This is a genomic window from Proteus terrae (assembly GCF_003144325.1).
Lineage (GTDB): Bacteria > Pseudomonadota > Gammaproteobacteria > Enterobacterales > Enterobacteriaceae > Proteus > Proteus terrae.
In genome coordinates this window covers 208,728-228,306 of the sequence record NZ_PENS01000008.1, presented here as the reverse complement: position 1 = coordinate 228,306, position 19,579 = coordinate 208,728, and the positions used below count along the sequence as shown (strand labels likewise).

The following is a 19,579-nucleotide window of genomic DNA, read 5'->3' as shown; positions in this document are numbered from 1 at the left end:
ATTCTTTCTATGCTGACACTGCTTCATTTACTCTCATCAGTCGCGCTTCTTGTCTGGGGAACACATATTGTTCGTACAGGCATTATGCGTGTCTTTGGTTCTGATTTACGCCGAGTTTTAGGTAAAAGTATTAATAAAAAATCCAACGCCTTCCTTGCGGGTGTGGGGGTAACGGCATTAGTCCAAAGCAGCAATGCGACGGCACTTTTGGTTATCTCTTTTGTGACGCAAGGGCTGATTTCGATTACACCGGCACTGGTTATTATGTTAGGTGCAGATGTGGGTACTGCACTTATGGCGCGAGTGCTAACCTTTGATCTCGCTTGGTTATCTCCACTACTTATTCTTGTCGGGGTGATCACTTTCCTAAGCCGTAAAAAAGAGCGTGTCGGACAATTAGGGCGTGTAGGAATTGGCCTTGGTTTAATTATTTTAGCCTTACAACTGATAGTCACTTCTGCAGAGCCAATTACCCATGCTAGCGCGATACAAGCTATCTTTACTTCATTAAGTGGAGATACCGTGTTAGCACTTCTTGTGGGTGCTTTATTTGCGATGGTAAGTTACTCAAGCCTTGCCGCAGTGTTATTAACAGCGACACTGAGTGCAACTGGGCTAATGCCTTTATACATCAGTTTATGCATTGTTATTGGTTCTAATATTGGTAGTGGTTTTTTGGCGTTAATGAGTAGTCGAGGGCAAAGTGTTGTTTCACGCCAAGTAGTACTAGGAAGTCTATTTTTTAAATTGATTGGTGCGCTATTAGTTTTACCTTGGATAACCATCATTGCAAATAAAATTCAGCAATATGGATTTTCACCGGCTGAAGTCGTTATCTATTTTCATGTTATTTATAATCTTGTTCGCTGTATTTTGATGATCCCTTTTGTCGGCATAATGGCAAAATTATGTCAGAGACTTATTCCTGAATTACCGGCCACTGAATCTGAAATGGCACCGCGATATTTAGATCAATCTGCTATTGATACACCTTCGTTGGCAATTGCCAATGCGGTTAGAGAATCACTACGATTAGGTGATGTTGTCGAACAAATGTTGCAACGTTTTACTGCATTAATGGAAGGTGATCGTCAGCAGAAAAGGGAAATTATCCAGTTAGAGGAAGAGGTTGAATTACTCCACAGCAGCATTAAATTGTATATGGCACAAATTCAACAGCATGATCTAGGAACTGAAGATTCTCGACGTTGGGCTGAAATTATTGATACAGCGATGAATTTACAACAATCATCCGCTATCATTGCGCGTATGTCGGCTGAAGTGGTGAGTAAAGGTTTAAATCATCACTTATTTTTATCGGAGGAAGGACGTCGTGAATTACAGACACTCCTTGAGCGTCTGCAAAGTAATCTGAATCTGGCGATGTCGGTATTTGTTTCCGGCAACATGGAACATGCTCGTAAATTACGTCGAGCAAAACATCGTTTCCGTTTACTCAACCAGCGCTACTCGTTTGCTCATGTAGAACGTCTTCATTTGCATAATATGCAAAGTATTGAAACCAGTTCTCTGCATACCAGTTTGCTCGGTGATATGAAACGGTTGAATTCCTTATTCTGTGCAGTGGCTTACCACGCATTAGAACGAAGTGAATCATCATCAGAACAGGTTAATCTTTTATAATGAAAAACAATATTCGTCAATTAACTAGAAATGAAATTCCACAAGTGTGGGAAATTGATAGAACTGAGCTTATTGAAAAGCTATATGTATTAAAAGAAGGAACGTTGCATTTATCAGAACAACGCTTTGATATGAAAGGTTGGCCAGAAGGTGAGGCAGAGCATTACACCCCTGTTTTACTCGAAAGTTTTGACCGAGGAGCGCCTTTCTGGGGCGTTTTTAAACGAGGTCAATTGGTTGCAGCTGCGAGTGTTGATCCGCAAAAACGTGGTCAAAATGGTACTTTACTTCAACTCTCTTTTTTACATGTTAGCCACCAGCTACGTGGGCAAGGTTTAGCTCGAATATTATTTGATTATTGTGTGGAATATGCGAAGAAAAGAGGGGCTGGTGGATTATATATCTCATCAACACCTTCTGAAAATAGTGTGAATTTTTATCAGCATTTAGGATGTCGATTAGTCGATACTCCTGATCCTGAACTTTATGAAAGAGAGCCTGAAGATATTCATTTAGTCTTTCATTTTATCAATCTAAATAACGCTTAGTTTCGTTTATTGACCACTACAACATAATAAAATTGAACGTCTTATCGTGAAAATGGTAAGGCGTTTTTTATTTATTATACTAAAAATACACATAACCCTTTAAAAAATAAGGATATAAAATAAGTTTTTTTCTTTATATAAGTTGATTTAGTATAAGTGTTATATATAATAATGAAAATCATTATCATTAATGGTGGGTTATTATGGCTAAACCAACACGTATATCTCCAGTGACATCTTGGACATCTCGCATTAGTTTATGGGAAATGTTGGCTGTTTCTTCCTTGCTAACAGTGGTCACACATTCTATTGCAGGAACATCTGCCTTTACGCTGATTTTAGTGGTTTCAATGCTGTTATCCACCTTGATGCTGTTCCATAAAAAATTACAGATGTGGGTGATGATCCCCGCAGGTGTTGTATTAACCTACAGTTTGATGACACTTTTAGTCGCATATTATGGATAGAGAATATTCGGTGTGTGATTGGAGGGGGGGATCACAAGGAGAAAAAAGGGTTATTGAGTGGTGCGAAGAGGGGGACTTGAACCCCCACGTCCGTAAGAACACTAACACCTGAAGCTAGCGCGTCTACCAATTCCGCCATCCTCGCATTCAGACCGGAAGCGAATTTTATGCCTTTTATTTTTGGCGTCAATTATTTTTTATCAATAAATTATCTTTGTGATGAAAATAAAATACCTTGAATTATCACTTAAAATTAGCCCCAAAAATAAAGCCCTGTTTTAGATAACAGGGCTTGTTATTAGTCTTTCTTGGTTGCTTGGTAAACTTTGAATTTACCTGTTGATGCAAGTACTTCGTGAGAGCCAAATACATGATCCAAAATATCTGGATAAGGGATAAACGAATTCGCCACAATACGTAATTTACCGCCTCTTTTCAGATAATTTGGAGCAAGACGAATAATATCTTCAGCTGCGGTATAGCTTGTGCCTAAACCATCATGGAAAGGCGGGTTTGAGATTATCCAATCATAAGTTTCTTCAACCGCTGAATAGACATTACTTGCAATCACTCGACCTTCTAATTCATTCACGTTTAAGGTGGCGATACTAGAAGAAATTGCCGCAGCATTCACATCACACAGTGTCAGTTTCAACATTGGGTTTTTCTTACCGAGTACAGTGGCAAGTACACCACAACCACATGCCATATCCAGTAAATCGCCAACCATTGCATCATCAAAAGTTGAAAGTAATAAACGACTACCTTCATCTAATGCGTTTTGGCTAAAGACACCCGGTAATGCCATTACAGTAAGATCATCATGGCGATAAGTTTGCCACCAGTTATTACGGTCAAACAGTGTTTGATATGTTTGAGTACCAAAAAATAAGCTACAACGGCGTGCTGAATCTATTTTTTTAAGTTTAGCGATACCGTTCATTAATTCAGTGGCACTTTTAACACCGCTACGGTTCTCACCGACGATAAAGATTTCAGTACCCACTTGTAAGTTAGAGCAAAGGCTACGCAGTTGGAAAGTGGCTTCGTTTTTATTTTTAGGCCAAAAGTAGATCAAGGTATTGCAATATTTCACAAAGGACTGATCTGCAACTAAACCAAAGAGTGCGTTATCACCCATTGATTTTAGTAATGGTAGCCACTGGTGATATTGGTTGGTATATGCTCTGACACTTTTCGCCTGAATCTGTGCTGCGAAAGTATCTTGAAGATCACCTGCAATAAGTACATGCCTGTCTGCGAAATGATCTAGGTGACGAAGAATAACTTCGCTAGCAGGGGACAGTGAGGACATTATGATTATTACTCCTTAAAAAACTTGAGACGCATGATATCAGATATAAAGAAACCGACGCTATTTATTGGCGTAGTTTATGCCCTCTGATACTATGTACCGTTGTTCTACACTTGATAGGTAAGCATAATGAGCCGTAAAGACAGAATGTTATCCCAACTTGGAATTCGTCAGTGGGTACTTCATAAGCCTGCTGTGTTAAAAGGCGAGCATTCTGTTCAATTTCCGGATACAACACGTTTACTTATCATTACTGATGATACCGTTGATCTAAATAACGGGCTTTTCTCTGATATTTTTAGCGCCATGGGGATAGACAAAGACGAAATCTATTGTATTACAACAGATGATGTGAGCATGCTCACAGAATCATTTGATCTTCCCTGCTGGTTATTAGGCACTGATCTCATACTTCCCTCTGAATATACTTCTCTGAGAAGCCCTTCATTACATCAGTTATATTTTGATGCTGATGCAAAACGCGATCTTTGGAAACAAATCTATCAATATGAAGACCATTTCACTCTTAAACCCTGCTGATTTACCTTTAGCATGGAAAATTGAAAAATTAAGTCATTCATTCCCTTGGAGTGAAGAAACATTTTATAGTAACCAAGGAAGTCATTATTTTAATCTGAAAATTTGCATTGATAATATTATTGTAGGTTTTGCAATTACGCAATTAATATTAGATGAGGCAACACTTTTTAATATTGCAATCCATCCTGATTATCAGGGGAAAGGTTACGGTAAAGCACTTTTATTAGAACTGATTGAAACGCTTGAGAAAAAAAATATCACCACCCTGTGGTTAGAGGTGAGGGAATCTAATGAAAAAGCGTTCAATCTCTATGAATCTATAGGATTTAATTTCGTTTCAAAACGCAAAAACTATTACCCAACAAAGACAGGGAATGAAGATGCGATTATCATGGCTTATCCTATTTCTTTCTAATTAAATCTTTATTTAAGTTAAATTTAAAACGCCTTCTATTAGGCGTTTTTTTTATTTTATTTGAAGTATGAAGATTTTATTTTTTATTAATTGTATTTAAAATTTATCTTTATTTGTACTTAATGTAAATTTATCAAGTTAATTTCACTTTTGTCATTGTTTAATTTTAAAACGTTAGGTGATTATAACAGTGTTAAAAAGGTGAATGTTATTTAAAATAAGTAAATTGAGTATTTATTTTTGTTTTAAATAAAGTGATTAGTCTCTAAATATAGACAAAATTAAATCTAAATGACGGTGTGTTTATTTAGGAACTTATATTCAATCCCGAATTTAACCGAAAATAAATAGGCTAATTCGGGGCTTTATTAGTAACTCATAAAGTCAGTTTGTAAAATTTTTAGTAAAATGAGTATTTTGAGAGTATCAATGAAAACAGCGTTACTCTTATTACTTTTATAAAGCAATGGGCACGATTAATTTTTTCAAACACTAGGCATCACTCCCTCAAGCAGATAAAATAGTAACCATTGATTGTTTATACAGACAAGATAGGCGAAAATAAGCGCCAATTAAGATTAACTTACGGGTTGAATGTCTTTATAGTCACTTTAATTATTACTTATAGCAATATATCAGTGCCTTACATTCTCTCGTCTATCAACCAGAAGATCACCATTGATGTCTAATCCTATTTTTCAGCAAGAAGTTGCTCGTCGTAGAACTTTTGCCATTATTTCCCACCCCGATGCGGGTAAAACAACCATCACTGAAAAAGTGTTGTTATTCGGACAAGCAATTCAACGTGCAGGAACCGTAAAAGGCCGTGGTTCAAATCAGCATGCAAAATCTGACTGGATGGAAATGGAAAAACAACGTGGTATTTCTATTACAACCTCAGTCATGCAGTTCCCTTATGCAGATTGCTTAGTTAACTTATTAGATACCCCAGGGCATGAAGACTTCTCTGAAGATACTTATCGTACTTTAACCGCAGTTGACTGCTGTTTAATGGTAATTGACTCCTCTAAAGGGGTTGAAGATCGTACTCGTAAGTTAATGGAAGTAACGCGTCTACGTGATACACCAATTCTGACTTTTATGAATAAACTCGACCGTGATATTCGTGATCCAATGGAACTCATGGACGAAGTTGAAACAGAATTAAAAATTGCGTGTAGCCCTGTGACTTGGCCTATTGGTTGCGGAAAACTCTTTAAAGGGGTTTATCACATTCTTAAAGATGAAACTTATCTTTATCAAACAGGCCAAGGTCATACTATTCAGGATTCTCGCGTCATTAAAGGGTTAGATAACCCAGAGCTTGATGAAGCGATTGGTGATGATTTAGCAAGCCAATTACGTGATGAATTAGAGTTAGTATTAGGTGCATCTCATGAATTTGATCATGAAGCATTCTTATCTGGCGAATTAACTCCAGTGTTCTTTGGTACGGCATTAGGTAACTTTGGTGTTAACCATATGCTTGATGGCCTTGTAAAATGGGCACCTGCACCAATGCCTCGTCAAACAGATATGCGTGAAGTTACCGCTTCTGAAGAAACGTTCACAGGTTTCGTCTTTAAGATCCAAGCCAATATGGATCCTAAACACCGCGACCGTGTTGCATTCTTACGTGTTGTATCTGGTATGTATGATAAAGGCATGAAGTTACACCAAGTTCGAATCAAAAAAGATGTGGTAATTTCTGATGCATTAACCTTTATGGCTGGCGACCGTTCTCACGTTGAACATGCTTATCCAGGGGATATTATCGGTCTTCATAATCACGGAACAATCCAAATTGGTGATACCTTTACTCAAGGTGAAATTCTGAAATTTACTGGTATTCCAAACTTTGCGCCTGAGCTATTCCGTCGTATTCGTTTACGTGATCCGTTGAAACAGAAACAGTTACTTAAAGGATTAGTACAGTTATCAGAAGAAGGTGCTGTACAGGTCTTTAGACCACTGGCAAATAACGATTTAATCGTAGGGGCAGTGGGTGTACTTCAGTTTGATGTGGTTGTTGCAAGACTTAAGAGTGAATATAACGTTGAAGCGATTTATGAATCCGTTAACGTTTCAACAGCTCGCTGGGTTGAGTGTAATAACGAGAAAAAACTCGAAGAGTTTAAACGTAAAAATGAACAAAACTTGGCACTTGATGGCGGCGATAACTTAACTTATATCGCACCAACAATGGTCAACTTGAATTTAACGCGTGAGCGTTATCCTGATGTTGAGTTTCATCAGACGCGTGAACACTGATACTCGTCATACTTCAAGGTGTAGCGTTGTTGACGGCGTTCATTCGCACTAGTCACATACTTATGTATGCTCCTAGCGACTTATTCACTTGTCGCCTAGCTACATCTTGAATTATTTAGAGTATCTACTCTTCTGCTTCAAGGTGTAGCGTTGTTGACGGCGTTCATTCGCACTAGTCACATACTTATGTATGCTCCTAGCGACTCATTTGCTTGTCGCCTAGCTACATCTTGAATTATTTAGAGTATCTACTCTTCTGCTTCAAGGTGTAGCTTTTAGAGTAAGAGTGTTGGCATACTTACAGTTGTAGCTTGAATTACTTAGAGTATTTAACTTAATGAAAAGGCTATATATTTTTAATATAGCCTTTTTTGTTTCTTCGTTTTTCTTTGTTAAATTTACTTTGTATATCACTAATACCCTGCCAAAAAGCCCTTCTTCATTTGGAATTACTCTCTTTTTTTTCTGTTAATATTATGCTCGTTTTTATACTTATTTATAAATATATGTAAAATTTATTATAGTTTTATTTGTTATTATTAGAATAAAATTATTAGGATTAGTCTTTGTTTGTTATTTTTTACTTTATTTAACTCAAATAGCTTATTAGTGTAATAGCTTGGATTGTTAAAATTTTGTAGTACTTCATAAAAATACAGATATTAAAATACACATATTTCCTATCGCCGTTATTGTGATTAGGGGGAGAGCAATGAAACAATATAAAACGCTGAAACTAGCGTTAGTAATGTCAATGGGCTTGGCTTTTGTCAGTATGGGTGCATCAGCTGAAACATCGTGGTATAGCGAAATCAATAACAGTGGGAATAACACGGGGTATTATTTAAGTGATACTTCTATCTCGAATAAAATTAAAGATACGTTATTACCAATGCAAGATATTGATAGTGAAAATATTTCTATTCGTACTGAGTTTGGACATGTTTTTCTTTCAGGTTTTGTTGATAGTAAAGCGCAAGAAGAAAAAATCTTACAAATTATTGAAAAAATTGAAGGTGTTAAAAGCGTAGACTCAGATGTAAATATCAAATCATAAAGATGATTTTCTTTTGTATCGTAAGATATTGTCTAATTTATTTGTACGAATACGTAAAAATAGTGACGTCAAAAAAATGTGCGGGTATCCTTTGATAAGTTGTATAAAGGAGACATTATGGGGAAGTATATACCTGTCACATTAAATAATATTACGGCACTCGAATTTCAATCCTCATTACCACAAGGCAAAGTCGCTTTAGTTTGTGAAGGCGGAGGTCAACGCGGGATCTTTACTGCGGGTGTCCTTGATGAATTTATGCGATCACAATTTGATCCCTTTGATATTTTACTTGGGGTGTCTGCAGGGGCGCAAAATTTATCTGCTTTTGCCTGTGGTCAGCGTGGATATGCACGTAAAATTATTAATCGCTATACAACTAATAATCAATTTTTTAATCCTCTTCGCTTTGTCCGAGGCGGTAATTTACTGGATCTTGATTGGTATATAGACACAACAGCCAAAGAAATGCCTCTTGACATGCCAACAGCGCTACGTCGTTTTGATACGGGGCGCGAATTTTATATGGTGGCAAGTCGTTCCGATAATTTTCAGGCAAATTATTTTCAACCCGATGAACCGACTTGGCTTGAGATAATCAAAGCATCCAGTGCTATTCCTGCTTTTTATCGTAATGGTGTCTTATTTCATGATGTTGTTTATCATGATGGTGGCATTAGTGATGCTATTCCTGTGAGAGAAGCTTATCGACGTGGCTGCCGTACTATCGTCGTTGTTCGTACTGTTCCTTCTGAATATCAATACACAACAGAATGGGTTGAGCGTATGGGAAAATGGTTTGAAAATAGCCGTTTACAGCGCTTTATGGAGATGGCTCAAGTGCATATCGAAACCTATACCGAGACAATTAAATTTATCCAATCTCCCCCAGAAGATGTTGTGGTTATTGAAATATATCCACCAACGACATTGCAATCTAGCGCGTTAGGAAGTCGTTTAAGTGCACTAAATCATGATTATCATGTGGGCAGACGTTGTGGGCGCTATTTTCTGGCAACAATTGGTCAGCACTTTTCTAAGAAAAAATTCAAACAACACGATAAAAAAGTCTTTAGTTTGTTTGAACAAGAAGCGAAGGCTGATAAAGCAGAGAATGCCTCTATAATTCAACAAGGAACTCGCAGCGTACACCCTGATGTGAGGCAGATTCAGAATGAATAAATTTATTGATACACACTGCCATTTTGATTTTCCGGTTTTTTATGATGATATTGCTAACAGTTTGTCACTAGCGCGTCAGGCTCATGTTGAAAAAATCATTATTCCCGCCGTTGCACGTTGGAATTTAGATGTTGTTGCAGAGCTCGCTAACCATCACCATCAATTATATTGTGCATTGGGATTACACCCTTTATATATCAATGAGCATACTGAACAGCATCTTTTGGAATTGGAACAAAAATTAAAAACGGCTTCTCGTTGTGTTGCTATCGGCGAAATTGGGCTTGATGATTATATGGAAAATCCCCAGTCAGAGAAGCAAGAGGCATTTTTAATTGCACAGCTTAAATTAGCGATTAAATTTGATTTGCCTGTGATCCTACATTCACGTAAAACCCACGATAAGCTAAGTGCACTTTTACGCCGTTATGATGTGCCTCGCAAAGGGGTTATTCATGGTTTTGCAGGAAGTCTGCAACAGGCAGAAAAGTTTATTCAGCAAGGCTATTTTATTGGTGTTGGTGGAACCATTACTTATGAGCGAGCACAAAAAACTCGCCGTGCAATTGCCTCGTTACCACTAGAATATCTGTTATTAGAAACAGATGCTCCTGATATGCCTGTAAGTGGTTTTCAAGGTAAACCTAATCGCCCAGAACGTATTCAGAACGTTTTTTCCCAACTCTGTGAGCTGCGTCAAGGATCACCAGAGGCGATCGCAGAGCAACTCTATCTCAATAGCCTACAATTATTTGGGCTCAACAATATTACCTAGCGCTTGAATGAAAATGCGGTTTATCTAAAGGTTAAAAACTCCCTAGCCTGTTCAACAAATGCATTTTCTTTTTTGTGTGATCTACTTCTCATTTATGACTTTTGTGTTACTTTTTTCAGACTCTATTTGTGATGGGTATTGAGGGTTCTTTTCTTAGACTAGGTATAATTATCCGGCAAAAAGAGTCAATAAGCTCTGGTTAGAGCGTTATTGATAATCCATTAAATTTTTATGTGAACAGGGATCCTTCAATGCAACTCATTATGAGCTTGGTCGGAATGGCAACATTAATATTGATAGCCATTCTGTTTTCCAGCAATCGACGTGCAATTAGATTACGTACAGTTGGTGGCGCATTCCTTATTCAGATTGGCTTAGGCGCATTTGTACTTTATTCAGATGGTGGTCGTAAAGTATTAATGGCTATTTCTGATGGTGTTAAAAATGTCATTGATTACGGTGAAAATGGAATGAGTTTTCTGTTTGCCGGCCTAGTATCAGACAAAATGTTTGAGTTGTTTGGTGGTGGTGGTTTCGTTTTTGCCCTACGCGTGCTGCCTGTTATCGTATTCTTCTCTTCACTAATTGCTGTGCTGTATTACCTCGGTATCATGCAAATTGTGATTAAAATTCTTGGTGGTGGCTTACAGAAAGTATTAGGCACATCACGAACAGAATCGATGTCTGCAACAGCTAATATCTTTGTTGGGCAAACAGAAGCCCCGCTGGTTGTTCGCCCTTATATTGCAAGAATGACAACCTCAGAGCTCTTTGCTGTTATGTGTGGTGGTTTAGCCTCTGTTGCAGGTTCTGTGCTTGCTGGATACGCCAGCATGGGCGTACCGTTAGAGTATTTGATCACGGCATCCTTTATGGCCGCTCCTGGTGGTTTACTCTTTGCTAAATTATTGATCCCTGAAACAGAAACACCTGATAATCAAAAAGATGCACTTGATAAAATGGCAGATGATGAGAAACCTGCCAATATTATTGATGCTGCCGCTGCGGGTGCCTCTTCAGGCTTACAGCTTGCTCTGAACGTCGGTGCCATGTTACTTGCTTTCGTTGCATTGATTGCATTAGTTAATGGTATTCTTGGCGGTATTGGTGGCTGGTTTGGTTATGAGAATTTCTCATTAGAATTAGTGTTAGGTTGGATCTTCGCACCAATTGCTTTCCTTATCGGGGTACCTTGGAGTGAAGCAACTATTGCAGGCTCATTTATTGGACAAAAAATTGTTATTAATGAGTTCTATGCTTACTCTGAGTTTAGTAAATATCTACAAGAAGATGCATTAGTTGCAGGTTCTGGACTTATGGTGCTATCAGAGCAAACGAAGATAATCATCTCCTTTGCATTATGTGGTTTTGCTAACCTCTCTTCTGTTGCTGTACTGCTGGGTGGTTTAGGTGGAATGGCGCCAAACCGTCGTAAAGATGTGGCTCGTTTAGGAATGAAAGCTGTGCTAGCTGGTACACTTTCTAACTTAATGAGTGCAACGATTGCAGGATTCTTCTTTGCGTTAACGGCAATGGCTGTTGTTGCTGCTTAATTGATTTTTATTGTGAAGAGCAGATGGGTTTTGCCTATCTGCTCTTTTATGTTTGTTTTCTGTTGTAATGTTAACTACTTTTATTGTGTGAGATATTTCGCAATTTGTATTGAGTAGGGTCAATATCAATATCATTTCATATTGATCACGCTTTTTTTGCGTTATAAAGACGACTTAAAAGCGCTATTCGAGTAACATTAAACCAGAAAATGACCTAATTGTGATATTTGTCACAATTTTATGTCATTGTTTGCAAGTTGCATTTAATTAGTGTGACGTAAAGCACATCTAATTGTTCCTTAGCGTGTTCAAATAAGATGTGCTGAAACTTCATGGAATGGCGAAGGCTCAATGACGGGTCGCCGAAGTGAGCATAGCGCGGTGAGAGGGAGCTCAGCTGTCGTTGTAGCGCAAGTTACAACAACATCTTCAAGGAACCAAGTCCGCTCGCCAACAAATTTAATCGCTAACCTTAAGCGTACGCCCAAAAGGGCTTGAGAAACATCGTTGGAGAGTTTTATGACAGATTTAACCGCTGCAGCGCGCCTTGCGCTGTCTTTGATGGATTTAACTACATTAAATGATGACGACACTGATGCAAAAGTGACTGCATTATGTCATCAGGCTAAAAGCCCAGAAGGCAATACAGCCGCTATTTGTATCTACCCACGTTTTATTCCGTTAGCACGTAAAGTGTTACGTGAACAGGGTACTCCAGACGTCCGTATCGCAACCGTAACTAACTTCCCTCATGGTAATGATGATTTAGATATCGCATTAGCAGAAACCAACGCGGCATTAGCTTATGGCGCAGATGAGGTTGATGTAGTTTTCCCTTACCGTGCATTTATGGCAGGTAACGAGCAAATCGGTTTTGATATCGTTAAAGCATGTAAAGAAGCTTGTGCAGAAGCAGGTTCTTTACTGAAAGTCATTATTGAAACGGGTGAGCTGAAAGATCCTGCACTTATCCGTAAAGCATCTGAAATTTCAATCAAAGCAGGTGCTGACTTTATTAAAACTTCCACAGGTAAAGTACCTGTAAATGCAACACTGGAAAGCGCTGAGTTAATGATCCAAGTGATCCACGATATGGGTGTTGGCAAAGAAGTTGGTTTCAAACCTGCGGGTGGTGTACGTACCGCTGAAGAAGCTGCTCAATACCTTGCATTAGCTAACCGCATTATGGGTGACAACTGGGTTGATGCCCGTCACTTCCGTTTTGGCGCGTCAAGCCTGTTAGGTAATTTATTAGCCACTTTAGGTCATGGCGAACAAAAATCGTCTAGTGGTTACTAATCCATTCGTGAAATACGCCCACTCTTCATTATTGTGGGCGTTACCAATGCTATAAAACCAGGAGGTTGCAGTGTTTCTTGCCCAAGAGATTATTCGTAAAAAGCGTGATGGTCATCCTTTAACTGAGGAAGAAATTCGTTTTTTCATTAATGGCGTCAGAGATAATACTGTTTCTGAAGGTCAAATTGCTGCATTAGCAATGACTATTTATTTCCACGATATGACAATGCCAGAGCGTGTTGCTTTGACATTAGCTATGCGTGATTCCGGTACAGTACTGAACTGGAAAAGCCTAAATTTAAACGGCCCAATCGTTGATAAACACTCAACTGGTGGTGTGGGCGATGTAACTTCACTGATGTTAGGGCCAATGGTTGCGGCTTGTGGTGGTTATGTTCCTATGATCTCTGGTCGTGGATTAGGCCACACAGGTGGAACATTAGATAAGCTTGAAGCAATTCCCGGCTTTGATATTTTCCCTGATGATGAGAAATTCCGCGACATTATTCGCAATGTCGGTGTTGCCATTATCGGACAGACTAATTCATTAGCACCTGCTGACAAACGCTTTTATGCTACCCGTGATATTACTGCTACAGTTGATTCAATCCCGCTTATCACTGCATCTATTTTAGGTAAAAAATTAGCTGAAGGCTTAGATGCATTAGTGATGGACGTTAAAGTGGGCTCAGGTGCCTTTATGCCGACTTATCAGAAATCTGAAGAGCTGGCTGAGTCAATTGTTCAAGTAGCAAATGGCGCAGGCTGTCAAACTACGGCACTGTTAACTGATATGAATGAAGTATTAGCTTCTAGTGCAGGTAATGCGGTTGAAGTTCGTGAAGCAGTTCAATTCTTAACAGGCGAATATCGTAATCCACGTCTATTTGAAGTCACTATGGCGCTGTGTGTTGAAATGTTAGTATCAGGCCGTTTAGCGGATGATCGTCAACAAGCTCGTCAAAAACTACAAGATGTGTTGGATAACGGTAAAGCGGCAGAAGTCTTTGGTCGTATGGTTGCAGCACAGAAAGGCCCATCTGATTTTGTTGAAAACTACAATAAATACCTGCCAACTGCGGTATTAAGTAAACCTGTATTCGCTGAGAAAGCAGGATTTATCACTGAAATGGATACGCGTGCATTAGGTATGTCAGTTGTGACATTAGGTGGTGGTCGTCGTAAAGCAACTGATGCTATTGATTATAGTGTTGGCTTAAGCGACATCGTAGCGCTTGGTGCTGAAATCAATACAGATACACCTTTAGCGATGATCCATGCTAACAGTGAAAAATCATGGCAAGAAGCTGCGGCTGAAGTCCGTAACGCGATGGTAATTGGTGACAGCAAACGCGAAGCTTCACCAATGGTGTACCGCCAAATCAGCGAATAAGAACTCAATTACGATTTATAAGTGACATATCCGTGGTCTACGGAGAATGACACAGGAGAGAGAATTATGAAACGTGTACATATCATGGTATTAGATTCCTTCGGTATCGGTGCTGCCGGTGATGCGGAGAAATTCGGTGACCAAGGTTCAGACACTTTAGGGCACATCGCACAAGCGTTTGCTGACGGTAAAGCAGATAGAGAAGGTCGTAAAGGTCCTCTTCATTTACCTAATCTTTGCCGTTTAGGTTTAGGTAAAGCTGCGGAAGAATCAACAGGTAAATTCCCTATTGGTTTAGATAAAGACGCAGATATTATCGGAGCTTATGGCTACGCGAGTGAAATCTCTTCTGGTAAAGATACTCCGTCAGGCCACTGGGAAATCGCAGGTGTTCCTGTTCTGTTTGATTGGGGATACTTCAAAGAACTGAAAAATTCATTCCCACAAGAACTGTTAGAAAACATCGTTAAACGTGCAAAATTACCAGGTTATTTAGGTAACTGCCACGCATCTGGTACAGTCATTTTGGATGAACTGGGTGAAGAGCATATGAAAACCGGTAAGCCGATTTTCTATACCTCTGCTGACTCTGTATTCCAAATTGCATGTCATGAAGAAACTTACGGTTTAGATGAATTATATGAGCTGTGTGAAATTGCTCGTGATGAACTAAACAAAGGCGATTACAACATTGGTCGTGTTATTGCGCGTCCATTTATCGGCGATAAACCGGGTAACTTCGCTCGTACAGGTAACCGTCATGATCTAGCGGTTGAGCCACCTGCACCAACTATGTTGAAAAAACTGGTTGATGAAAAACAAGGCCACGTTGTTTCTATCGGTAAAATTGCTGACATCTATGCAAACGTAGGTATCACGAAAAAAGTGAAAGCGACGGGTATTAATGCTCTGTTTGATGCGACACTTGAAGAAATGAAACTCGCGGGCGACAACACAATTGTATTCACCAACTTTGTTGACTTTGACTCCTCTTACGGCCACCGTCGTGATGCTGTAGGTTACGGTGAAGCACTTGAGTTATTCGACCGTCGTTTACCAGAATTAATGGAACTGGTAAAAGAAGATGACATTCTTATCTTAACAGCAGACCACGGTTGTGACCCAACTTGGCCAGGTTCTGATCATACTCGTGAGCACATCCCAGTTCTTGTTTATGGTCCAAAAGTTAAACCAGGTTCATTAGGTCATCGTGAAACCTTCGCTGATATCGGCCAAACTGTTGTTAAATACTTCGGTTTATCTCCAGTCGATTATGGTAAGGCAATGTTTTAATTTTACTTCGGTAGGTATAGCAATATGCCTACCGAATTATATTTAAATAGTAAAAAGATAAATTAAAAGGAAGAATTATGGCTACCCCTCATATTAACGCAGAAATGGGCGATTTTGCTGATGTCGTTTTAATGCCGGGCGACCCGCTTCGTGCTAAATACATCGCTGAAACTTTTTTACAAGACGTGCGTCAGGTAAATAATGTTCGTGGTATGTTAGGTTTTACAGGTACGTATAAAGGCCGTAAAGTTTCTGTAATGGGCCACGGCATGGGTATTCCTTCCTGCTCAATTTACGCAAAAGAATTAATTACAGATTTCGGCGTGAAAGTTATCATCCGTGTTGGTTCATGTGGTGCAGTATTACCTGATGTTGAACTGCGTGATGTTGTTATCGGTATGGGCGCATGTACTGACTCTAAAGTTAACCGTCTGCGTTTCAAAGACCAAGACTTCGCTGCTATCGCGGATTACCAATTAGTTCAAAATGCTGTTGATGCAGCAAAAGCGAAAGATATTAAAGTTCGCGTTGGTAATATCTTCTCTGCTGATCTGTTCTACTCTCCAGATCCAGAAATGTTTGATGTAATGGAAAAATACGGCATCCTAGGTGTTGAAATGGAAGCAGCAGGTATCTACGGTGTTGCAGCTGAATACGGCGCAAAAGCACTGACTATCTGTACTGTATCTGACCACATCAAAAAAGGTACACAGACCACAGCAGAAGAGCGTCAAACTACCTTTAATGAAATGATTGAAATTGCATTAGAATCTGTTCTGTTACTAGAAGACTAATCAATACATTTCGTTGCTTAAAAATAATAAAAAACCCAATTTTTAAATTGGGTTTTTTATGTCTAATTAATAAAGCTAGAAACTAGGGAGCATAAATATACGTTTCTAAGTAAGGATCCATTTTGATGGCATAATTTTTGATATTATCCAAACTTGGTGATAATGGCTCTTTACACTCTTTCTTACTGATAATGTTATTGTCTTTATAAACAATAATGCCGTTAAAATTCCAACCTCTCCCTTCGCCGTCATAAACGACGTAGCTATAGTTTCCATTCTTAAAACGAACATAGGTCGATGCCCCTGCAACAAACATCTGATGCCCATAAAAGACATTATTATTGGGCTGTTGAGGCACTGGTAGTGTTATCTCTGTTTTAGCAAGTGTGCCATAACGATAAACAGGTGGCTTTCCATGTTCAACGAACACGCTGACATACTTACCATTTTCAAGTTGGCAGGTAAATTCTTCAGCATGGATATTTGCGGATAATAATACGAATACAGCAGCAATAGTGATATGCGTTTTCATATTGTATTCTCCTTTAATTACCTACTCTATTACCTTAAGTATCGGCAAAGAACACAAAATATGTAGAGTAAATATTCTGATTATTTAGTTAGGTTACTAATTTTCATTTTAACCAATATTTACATTATTACTAGAATAATCAACTGTGATAATTTCTTTGTTTATATTTTTACTGAGCGCTATCTATGAACTTAGTCTTAACCCATATTTTGTACCTAATTATGGTTAAAATTAGAATTAATTTGCTGATTATGAAAAATATAGTAGTGTTTTCGTTCGATTTTATTCGTTGTAATTAAATTAAATGTAATTTTTGCTGTACCAATTGTGGAAATAACAGATTAATTCAATTAATTAAATTAAGAATTAAGTAATATCAGTTGGTTAGCATGTTATTATTATATTTTGATTATATTTCAAATAGTTAATAGTATTGCAGGTGATTATTTTTGTTTATGGCATTATTTTCACTGTGATGTCAGTCACATAAGCATATAAATGAAATAATAACATCTGTAAATTTAACTTTCCGAAGATTTCTATTGTATTGATATTAAATAATATATTTTGTTTTATGTGGTTGCCAACAGAACTTATGTGATCGCATGAAGCACTAACTAATTTAATTAGAAAATGTATAGTATTGCTATGCAATCAATTTAAATTTTTGTCGGTTTCTATTTGGAGAATATAGTGAAAAATCAAGATTTATTAGGTCTATCTTCTGCTAACATTCTGAATGCGGAATTTGAGAAGAAATACCACGACGTTATTGCTCACTTTTTCAGCCGAGATCCGAAGTATTGGCCGATATTTCAGGATAAAACAATCCAATCGATTACACAGTTTAGAAAAACAACAACTAATGATAATGACCAATTACGGCGTTACTCAAATGGGCAACAGCTATTCGATCGTTTAATGGCGGATACACAAATCCAGCAAAACATTAATTACCCAGAAAATGATCCTAATGAGCTACTTATGTTAGTTTCAACACTGTGTAAAAACTGGGAAAACCCATTAGCGGTTGAAAACGTTATTGCAATGCCAAGTGATCCCGGTGTTTATGGTTCAATGTTAGGGTTAATGGGCAACCCTAACATGGTGTATTGTGAATATTCAGGTGTCGCTGATGCGTTAGAAAAAGTGACAATCAAAAAAGTCGCTAAATTGGTTGGTTACGATCCTGAAGTTGCATCTGGTGTGTTCACTCAAGGTGGCACTATGTGTAACTTATATGGTTATCTATTTGGTTTACGCAAATCTATGCCTAATTCTAAACATTTAGGTATGGCAGCAGATCAAGATTATCGCATCATTAACTCTCAAGGTGGTCACTACTCAAATATGACTAACCTTGCTCTGTTAGGTGTTGATGTTGATAACAAAACCATCCGCATTAAAGTCTCTGAAGATAACACCATTAATTTAGAACACTTAGAACGTGAACTAAGAGCGTGCTTTACTGTTAAGTGCAAAGTGCCAACGATCATGTTAACTACCGGAACAACAGATACCTTTGGTGTCGATGATGTGAAAGGTGTTTGTGAGTTACGTGACCGTTTATGTGAAGAATTCGAGATCCCTGTTAAGCCACATGTACACGTAGATGCCGCAGTGGGTTGGCCGATTATCTTCTTCTTAGAATATGACTTCAGCAGTAATCCACTGGCAATTAACGATGTCACTTTAGAAGGTTTACGCCAAAATGTTGAGAAATTTAAACATCTGAAATATGCCGACTCTATCACTATCGACTTCCATAAATGGGGCTATGTTCCTTACACCTCAAGTTTAGTGCTGGTGAAAAACGGTAACGACTTCGTGGCACTGGAAAACGATCCTGAAAACTTCACCTATTTTGAGCATGAGTTAGAAGGGCAGACTCACTTACAATCTACTATTGAATGTACACGTAGTGGTGTGGGTATTTTTGGCGCTTATTCTGCAATGCATTATATGGGAATTGAGGGGTATCAAACCATTATTGCTCACTGCCTACAAAACGCGAACTACATGCGCCACCAACTATTAGAGATGGGTAACGCAAAAGTTATCGTTCCTCAAAACCAAGGGCCAAGTGTTGGTTTTAAACTGTATGATCCTAATTTAGTAAAAGATCCTAACGTTGCTTTTGATTTAGAACTGACATGTTCTACTGATAAAGAAGCGTATGACTTTATGGTTCATAACACACAGTGGCATAGAAAACTTTTCTTACAGCGTGGTAGAGAAGGGTTGTTTACTAACTGGGTGGATTCTATTGCCTGCTCTAAATATGCGAAAAATAACCGTTATGTTTATCTTCCGGGTGAAAAAGCAGTATTTATGAACCCAAATACTGAACGTACGCATATTGATAATTTTATGAAGATTTTAACTGAGATGAGTCAAGATCTGAGTTCGAAGAAAGTGGCAAAAATTTAATCAAATTATTGTCTGATTAAATAAAACAAACTGTACTTTAATAGAGAAAACTCATATTAAGGTACAGTTTT

17 protein-coding genes and 1 tRNA gene are annotated in these 19,579 nt (G+C 38.3%); 15 read left to right on the top strand and 3 right to left on the bottom strand.

Annotated features, from left to right (window positions below; all coding sequences use genetic code 11):
- The first annotated feature begins 9 nt into the window (after positions 1 to 9).
- From DK857_RS09980 to DK857_RS09970, 3 genes are all read left to right on the top strand, one after another.
- Positions 10 to 1,644 carry a Na/Pi cotransporter family protein gene (locus DK857_RS09980; RefSeq protein ID WP_109402086.1) on the top strand — a complete coding sequence of 545 codons (1,635 nt, stop codon included), beginning with the start codon at positions 10 to 12 and terminating at the stop codon, positions 1,642 to 1,644.
- Positions 1,644 to 2,192, top strand: coding sequence for a GNAT family N-acetyltransferase (locus DK857_RS09975; protein WP_109394182.1), 549 nt, complete (start codon positions 1,644 to 1,646; stop codon positions 2,190 to 2,192). Before DK857_RS09980 ends, DK857_RS09975 begins: the two co-directional genes overlap by 1 nt.
- 203 nt (positions 2,193 to 2,395) lie before the next feature.
- Positions 2,396 to 2,659 (top strand): DUF1435 family protein, encoded by a 264-nt coding sequence (locus tag DK857_RS09970; RefSeq protein WP_109394181.1) that lies wholly within the window; start codon positions 2,396 to 2,398, stop codon positions 2,657 to 2,659.
- 58 nt (positions 2,660 to 2,717) lie between these two features.
- On the opposite strand, the gene DK857_RS09965 is transcribed toward DK857_RS09970, so the two are convergent.
- Both DK857_RS09965 and rsmC read right to left on the bottom strand, forming a co-directional pair.
- Positions 2,718 to 2,804 (bottom strand) — tRNA-Leu (locus DK857_RS09965).
- Positions 2,805 to 2,957: 153 nt separating this feature from the next.
- Positions 2,958 to 3,974, bottom strand: a complete 1,017-nt coding sequence (rsmC, locus tag DK857_RS09960) for a 16S rRNA (guanine(1207)-N(2))-methyltransferase RsmC (RefSeq protein WP_075672705.1) — start codon at positions 3,972 to 3,974, stop codon at positions 2,958 to 2,960.
- A 129-nt stretch (positions 3,975 to 4,103) separates the two neighbouring features.
- Here rsmC and DK857_RS09955 point away from each other — a divergent pair, with 129 nt between their 5' ends.
- From DK857_RS09955 to deoD, 11 genes are all read left to right on the top strand, one after another.
- Complete coding sequence (locus DK857_RS09955; protein WP_109394180.1) at positions 4,104 to 4,514, top strand: DNA polymerase III subunit psi; 411 nt, start codon at positions 4,104 to 4,106, stop codon at positions 4,512 to 4,514.
- Entirely contained in the window at positions 4,483 to 4,929 is a 447-nt protein-coding gene (rimI, locus tag DK857_RS09950; protein WP_109402085.1) for a ribosomal protein S18-alanine N-acetyltransferase, read from the top strand. The genes DK857_RS09955 and rimI overlap by 32 nt, the downstream gene beginning before the upstream one ends.
- 681 nt (positions 4,930 to 5,610) lie before the next feature.
- Complete coding sequence (gene prfC, locus DK857_RS09945; RefSeq protein WP_109402084.1) at positions 5,611 to 7,200, top strand: peptide chain release factor 3; 1,590 nt, start codon at positions 5,611 to 5,613, stop codon at positions 7,198 to 7,200.
- A gap of 712 nt (positions 7,201 to 7,912) precedes the next feature.
- Positions 7,913 to 8,257: a BON domain-containing protein gene (locus DK857_RS09940; protein ID WP_109394178.1), complete on the top strand. Its 345-nt coding sequence runs from the start codon at positions 7,913 to 7,915 to the stop codon at positions 8,255 to 8,257.
- 117 nt (positions 8,258 to 8,374) lie between these two features.
- A complete protein-coding gene (locus DK857_RS09935) occupies positions 8,375 to 9,439 on the top strand; it encodes a patatin-like phospholipase family protein (RefSeq protein WP_109402083.1) in 1,065 nt (354 codons plus the stop codon).
- Positions 9,432 to 10,214, top strand: a complete 783-nt coding sequence (locus tag DK857_RS09930; protein WP_109402082.1) for a TatD family hydrolase — start codon at positions 9,432 to 9,434, stop codon at positions 10,212 to 10,214. Before DK857_RS09935 ends, DK857_RS09930 begins: the two co-directional genes overlap by 8 nt.
- Before the next feature lie 251 nt (positions 10,215 to 10,465).
- Entirely contained in the window at positions 10,466 to 11,767 is a 1,302-nt protein-coding gene (locus DK857_RS09925) for a NupC/NupG family nucleoside CNT transporter (RefSeq protein ID WP_109402081.1), read from the top strand.
- Positions 11,768 to 12,286: 519 nt separating this feature from the next.
- Entirely contained in the window at positions 12,287 to 13,066 is a 780-nt protein-coding gene (gene deoC / locus DK857_RS09920) for a deoxyribose-phosphate aldolase (protein WP_064721106.1), read from the top strand.
- A 70-nt stretch (positions 13,067 to 13,136) separates the two neighbouring features.
- Positions 13,137 to 14,459 carry a thymidine phosphorylase gene (gene deoA, locus DK857_RS09915; protein ID WP_109394174.1) on the top strand — a complete coding sequence of 441 codons (1,323 nt, stop codon included), beginning with the start codon at positions 13,137 to 13,139 and terminating at the stop codon, positions 14,457 to 14,459.
- A gap of 66 nt (positions 14,460 to 14,525) precedes the next feature.
- Positions 14,526 to 15,752 carry a phosphopentomutase gene (gene deoB, locus DK857_RS09910; protein WP_098941894.1) on the top strand — a complete coding sequence of 409 codons (1,227 nt, stop codon included), beginning with the start codon at positions 14,526 to 14,528 and terminating at the stop codon, positions 15,750 to 15,752.
- Between the two features lie 77 nt (positions 15,753 to 15,829).
- Entirely contained in the window at positions 15,830 to 16,546 is a 717-nt protein-coding gene (gene deoD / locus DK857_RS09905) for a purine-nucleoside phosphorylase (RefSeq protein WP_036934279.1), read from the top strand.
- Positions 16,547 to 16,628: 82 nt separating this feature from the next.
- Here the strand turns inward: deoD and DK857_RS09900 are convergent, their stop codons facing one another.
- On the bottom strand, positions 16,629 to 17,078 hold the full coding sequence (locus DK857_RS09900; RefSeq protein WP_109402080.1) for a hypothetical protein: 450 nt from the start codon (positions 17,076 to 17,078) through the stop codon (positions 16,629 to 16,631).
- A 693-nt stretch (positions 17,079 to 17,771) separates the two neighbouring features.
- On the opposite strand from DK857_RS09900, the gene DK857_RS09895 reads away from it, so the two are divergent.
- Entirely contained in the window at positions 17,772 to 19,508 is a 1,737-nt protein-coding gene (locus tag DK857_RS09895) for a pyridoxal phosphate-dependent decarboxylase family protein (RefSeq protein ID WP_109394172.1), read from the top strand.
- Positions 19,509 to 19,579 lie beyond the last annotated feature (71 nt).

Bases quoted from the DNA above. Each gene is read 5' to 3' on its own strand.
- DK857_RS09900 (WP_109402080.1), bottom strand. From the start codon at position 17,078: ATGAAAACGCATATCACTATTGCTGCTGTATTCGTATTATTATCCGCA.
- DK857_RS09930 (WP_109402082.1), top strand. From the start codon at position 9,432: ATGAATAAATTTATTGATACACACTGCCATTTTGATTTTCCGGTTTTT.
- DK857_RS09975 (WP_109394182.1), top strand. From the start codon at position 1,644: ATGAAAAACAATATTCGTCAATTAACTAGAAATGAAATTCCACAAGTG.
- rimI (WP_109402085.1), top strand. From the start codon at position 4,483: ATGAAGACCATTTCACTCTTAAACCCTGCTGATTTACCTTTAGCATGG.
- DK857_RS09940 (WP_109394178.1), top strand. From the start codon at position 7,913: ATGAAACAATATAAAACGCTGAAACTAGCGTTAGTAATGTCAATGGGC.
- deoD (WP_036934279.1), top strand. From the start codon at position 15,830: ATGGCTACCCCTCATATTAACGCAGAAATGGGCGATTTTGCTGATGTC.
- DK857_RS09970 (WP_109394181.1), top strand. From the start codon at position 2,396: ATGGCTAAACCAACACGTATATCTCCAGTGACATCTTGGACATCTCGC.
- prfC (WP_109402084.1), top strand. From the start codon at position 5,611: ATGTCTAATCCTATTTTTCAGCAAGAAGTTGCTCGTCGTAGAACTTTT.
- DK857_RS09935 (WP_109402083.1), top strand. From the start codon at position 8,375: ATGGGGAAGTATATACCTGTCACATTAAATAATATTACGGCACTCGAA.
- DK857_RS09955 (WP_109394180.1), top strand. From the start codon at position 4,104: ATGAGCCGTAAAGACAGAATGTTATCCCAACTTGGAATTCGTCAGTGG.
- rsmC (WP_075672705.1), bottom strand. From the start codon at position 3,974: ATGTCCTCACTGTCCCCTGCTAGCGAAGTTATTCTTCGTCACCTAGAT.
- DK857_RS09980 (WP_109402086.1), top strand. From the start codon at position 10: ATGCTGACACTGCTTCATTTACTCTCATCAGTCGCGCTTCTTGTCTGG.
- DK857_RS09925 (WP_109402081.1), top strand. From the start codon at position 10,466: ATGCAACTCATTATGAGCTTGGTCGGAATGGCAACATTAATATTGATA.
- deoB (WP_098941894.1), top strand. From the start codon at position 14,526: ATGAAACGTGTACATATCATGGTATTAGATTCCTTCGGTATCGGTGCT.
- deoC (WP_064721106.1), top strand. From the start codon at position 12,287: ATGACAGATTTAACCGCTGCAGCGCGCCTTGCGCTGTCTTTGATGGAT.